This window comes from Tatumella ptyseos ATCC 33301 (assembly GCF_000735525.1).
GTDB lineage: Bacteria > Pseudomonadota > Gammaproteobacteria > Enterobacterales > Enterobacteriaceae > Tatumella > Tatumella ptyseos.
Genome location: NZ_JMPR01000003.1, coordinates 1 through 3788 on the forward strand (window position 1 = coordinate 1; position 3788 = coordinate 3788).

General features: G+C 44.0%; 5 protein-coding genes and 2 pseudogenes. 1 reads left to right on the forward strand and 6 read right to left on the reverse strand.

The window, feature by feature from the left end:
- Positions 1-230: 230 nt before the first annotated feature.
- The 3 genes and pseudogenes from GTPT_RS00120 to GTPT_RS17955 form a co-directional block, all read right to left on the reverse strand.
- A complete protein-coding gene (locus GTPT_RS00120; protein WP_051170796.1) occupies positions 231-665 on the reverse strand; it encodes a hypothetical protein in 435 nt (144 codons plus the stop codon).
- Complete coding sequence (locus GTPT_RS00125) at positions 643-1029, reverse strand: polymorphic toxin type 44 domain-containing protein (RefSeq protein WP_029990620.1); 387 nt, start codon at positions 1027-1029, stop codon at positions 643-645. Before GTPT_RS00125 ends, GTPT_RS00120 begins: the two co-directional genes overlap by 23 nt.
- Positions 1030-1230: 201 nt before the next feature.
- A pseudogene (locus GTPT_RS17955) lies at positions 1231-1644 on the reverse strand (STM2901 family protein); the annotation flags it as partial.
- A gap of 391 nt (positions 1645-2035) precedes the next feature.
- On the opposite strand from GTPT_RS17955, the gene GTPT_RS16825 reads away from it, so the two are divergent.
- Positions 2036-2191: a tail fiber assembly protein gene (locus tag GTPT_RS16825; protein WP_081671471.1), complete on the forward strand. Its 156-nt coding sequence runs from the start codon at positions 2036-2038 to the stop codon at positions 2189-2191.
- 44 nt (positions 2192-2235) lie between these two features.
- On the opposite strand, the gene GTPT_RS17705 is transcribed toward GTPT_RS16825, so the two are convergent.
- The 3 genes and pseudogenes from GTPT_RS17705 to GTPT_RS16830 form a co-directional block, all read right to left on the reverse strand.
- On the reverse strand, positions 2236-2643 hold the full coding sequence (locus GTPT_RS17705; protein WP_029990621.1) for a putative T6SS immunity periplasmic lipoprotein: 408 nt from the start codon (positions 2641-2643) through the stop codon (positions 2236-2238).
- On the reverse strand, positions 2640-3179 hold the full coding sequence (locus GTPT_RS00140; RefSeq protein ID WP_029990622.1) for a hypothetical protein: 540 nt from the start codon (positions 3177-3179) through the stop codon (positions 2640-2642). The genes GTPT_RS17705 and GTPT_RS00140 overlap by 4 nt, the downstream gene beginning before the upstream one ends.
- Positions 3180-3551: 372 nt before the next feature.
- Positions 3552-3707 (reverse strand): annotated as a pseudogene (locus GTPT_RS16830) (transposase domain-containing protein); the annotation flags it as partial.
- Positions 3708-3788 lie beyond the last annotated feature (81 nt).

The window sequence follows — 3788 nt, forward strand, 5'->3', positions numbered from 1 at the left end:
GGTGACCAGGAGCGAGATAATAGGGAAAGGGAACGGGCGAGAAACCTGATCAGCCCGGGACTGACAGAACACTGTACAGGTTCAGTCCATAAAAGACCAAAGACTATTCGCGGGAGGGCCGGAAAGCTAATCGCAGAAATGACTCTTCAGAAAGACAATACGCCGCCGGACGTAAATCAGAAATCAGACATTTAGTGCTGGCGGAGTTGAATAACGTGCTCTGTGAGGCATTAGTTAATCGTGTAAGAAATATGGATATCAGCCTGGCGGCCGTTAATTGAATAGCTGGCAGTATCACTGAGCGAGTAAACTTTTCCGCTATAGATAATGCTGATATGTTCCTTTCCATCAGAAGTTATCTTACTGATACTGCCGTTCCCTGCCAGAAACGGCATCGTATTTTTTAGAGTATTAATCACAACATCATTATTTCCGGTAATTTCCCCGAATAAATAAAAACGATAAATCATGGGAACGGTCGCATTCCCCTCACGGTTAATGGTGGTGTAAAGCCACAGGGAATCATTAATTTTATATCTGTGTTGCAACTCATCGCCTGTACGGGTAGCATCCGTGTGATTAACAGAAATAAAAAAGATGACCAGCAATAAAAGCATCAGGGTCACAAGACAATGTAACTCTTTAATAACCCTGCTGACGCGCATACTCAATTCCTTCTCTGATAAAGCGCTGATCGGTTGGATCATCACCATAAGGTGGATTTTGATACCATCGTCCCCACTCGGGTTGAGACGTTCCGGCATGACTTTGAGCCCACCCGGCTCCCATTAACAGGATATTATCAGGGATACCCGCAGCAGTGCCTGTGGCTCCGAAATTGAAATTTCCAAAATTAGCAAAAAAGGGATTAAATTGTTTGTAATCCCATCGGCCTTTATTCCTGACCATTCGGTAAAACCAGAAGTAAGTTGATGGCAATACCATATTCCGCGGCATACCATTTCGACGAGCTTCACGCATATTGTTTATGATTATCTGAGCGCCGGGGCCCATAGGTACTTTCGGCATAAAACATTCCTTTTCCTTATGAAATGTTTGAATATCATACATGCATAGATTGTTTTTTAAACAGATCTAACGCAACTATTCTACTTCTTTAGAATTCCTCATCGGGTGCAGTTTTTATATGACTAATCCTTCCCGAACTGAATGTATTCCGTCTGGACTGCCGTGGTACCGGTATAGTCGTCCTGAGCCTTCCTTGACGGCAATCAATTGATAACGGTGTACCACATTTTTTGTTATCACCGAAATATCGCACAGAGTCAACACAGCACCCAGCCACGGTAGCCAACACAGATGTAAGCCCCCATGCTTGTGGCATACGCCCACTGACCCTGCAACAGTTTTTTCCAGGTAATCGTCCGATGCCTTATCCTGAATCTATAGCGGATCAGGGAGCGGGTGACCAGATACAACGGGATGATTCCTTTGGTTGGTACATCGCCAGGCTTGCCATTAACGGGAATATACGCAAAGCTCATCAACAGAAAGGCCACAGCGACTATATCAGCTATCTCTCTTTTTAAACTTATCCAAAAGTAACTAATATATGAGTTCCTCTTTATCGATGCTCATGCCGTCAAAAAAATATTTACCGTTCAGCTGTTCTTTTGTATCCATATTCATAATTCACTGTGTTTAATGTGATTGCTAATACTGCCTGAGCTATCTTGTACAATCTGTGACAATGGCTGGTTCGCGTGGAAATTAAGAAAACGACCCACCGTGTGTAGTTTTCAGGTTATTAAGGATTCATCAGGTTGCTGGCTGTTATATTCCATCAACCTGTGCCCTGCGATTTCCTGTTATCAGAATCCTCTATACCGCTCTGGCCAGACTTCCGGTTATAACAACTAAATTAGGAAATTACGGCCTCGCAGCAGACATATTTCACGGAGCAACAGGCGTCAACAGACTTCAGGACGGCGATAATCGGGTGTGCGGTAAATCGAGTGTTACGCACAGCGCAAACCTTCAGGGGAACAGATTCAGTATGCCGGATGATCTTTAAGTGAATGGTTTATTTACAGGGATACTAATACTGCCCGGCATCATCAGCGATGATAACCAGACCCGCCTGATTGCATCGATTACATACCTTCAGGCGCTGAACACAATCGATACCACTATAACGCCGGATATCGACCTGACCGGACATCCGGAATAAATATGATGGTACGTCAATGGTGCTTTTTCTTTTTAATCAGAAGATCACGGAGCCTCCCTGATTAAGAAATTACCCTGATTATCCTTCTGCAGGTTAAACGTTTTCTCCAGTCGGTATCTCTCTGAATCATTATCAGAGGATGCGCCCATTAAGACGGAATAGATCCCTTCCTGCCATTTAATCTGAGGGTATGAGAGGCACTCCCCCGCAACAATTCCCGGCAGTATGGACTGTTGCGGGGAATCCCAAAAAAATACCCAATGTTGTGCTGTTTTTCTGGAAACATAGATCCCCCGGTTTTCTGCTAAGCGAAGACTTTTAACTATCTCAGGGGGAACAAAGAAACAAGGTGCGTTATCCTGAATGGCGACACCCAACGGGCTAATATAAGATTTTTCAAGGTGGCAACCACTTATCAGTAAAATGCCTGACAGCAGGAATATTTTTATCATGGGAGATTCCCTTTTGCTGAAGGGTTATTCAGGAAGCCGCGTAAAACCCATTCATAGCGTTTAAGAAGGTTTGGCCCCCTGATGCCTTGAAAATTTGAGACTTTATCAAATCCGCAAAGACCAAACTTTAATAACCAAAAATAATCGGCGATCAGACTTGCCTGTGCTTCCATATTGTAATCGGGAATCAATTTATTGCCGGGTAATGAATAATGATAAGCTGCCGCCCAACTCATTATCCCACGCATTCTGACATTAAGGCCCAACTGGTATTGCCATACGTGGGTCATCTCATGAATAAACCAGTGTTGATAAGATGGGGTTGCCTGAGAGAAATCCATTCGGTAATGCGTCGGCATAAAATACATATCGCCATTGGGTGTCATGGCAGTATTTTCATTTTGCAGATTAAACGGTAAGTAACTACCTTTGTGGATCTTGATGTCAGAGTAATTTACTGAGTTTTTGAAGACGGATTTTGCAAGGCTTATTTCACCCAGCGTCAGTTTTCGTGAGTCATTTTCCTGTGTGCCCATTATCGCTCTCCTTGCTAACTTAAGCGGTGAAACATACCCTCATTTCTTTACGTTTATCGCGTGGGTTCGTTATGCCAGATCTGAACCAGCCCTGATTAATAGCCACTTGCGAGTACTCACCGGAAAATATGCTTCTTCCGATCCCCCGGAGTTAACCGGATAAATGACTTTCACCACAGCACGCCAGGTCACCGAAAGCCATGATGCTAAGCATGTGGGGCTTTAAGCGCATCTTAGACTGGCTATCCTGGTGGATCAGTAAGGTAACTCACACTCTGAATGATAGCGGCTTACGACGGGATAAGAACCTGAGGTGACTCAAAAAACCGGAAACCTCAAAAAGTGTCTGGAACTAATACAGGTATGCTTACACATGGACTCAAGAGGTAATTTTCGTTTGCGAAGAGTGACCGTATCGGTGAGAGAAAATGCCTGCTGTATAAGCTCTGGAGGGAGAAGATCGGCAAGGGATTGCACTTCATCCGGAGCGGTAAGGTTAATCATGCCCAGTGCTTGTGAAAGTTCCATTTAAAAAGGGTCCATGTTGAACATGAACCCTTTTTACATCATGCACTGGATCGATCAAGTAGTCTTAAACGATCGGCATTA

What these genes read in the sequence shown, in the direction of transcription:
- GTPT_RS00120 (WP_051170796.1), bottom strand. Translation starts at nt 665, where the DNA reads ATGCGCGTCAGCAGGGTTATTAAAGAGTTACATTGTCTTGTGACCCTG.
- GTPT_RS00125 (WP_029990620.1), bottom strand. Translation starts at nt 1,029, where the DNA reads ATGCCGAAAGTACCTATGGGCCCCGGCGCTCAGATAATCATAAACAAT.
- GTPT_RS17705 (WP_029990621.1), bottom strand. Translation starts at nt 2,643, where the DNA reads ATGATAAAAATATTCCTGCTGTCAGGCATTTTACTGATAAGTGGTTGC.
- GTPT_RS00140 (WP_029990622.1), bottom strand. Translation starts at nt 3,179, where the DNA reads ATGGGCACACAGGAAAATGACTCACGAAAACTGACGCTGGGTGAAATA.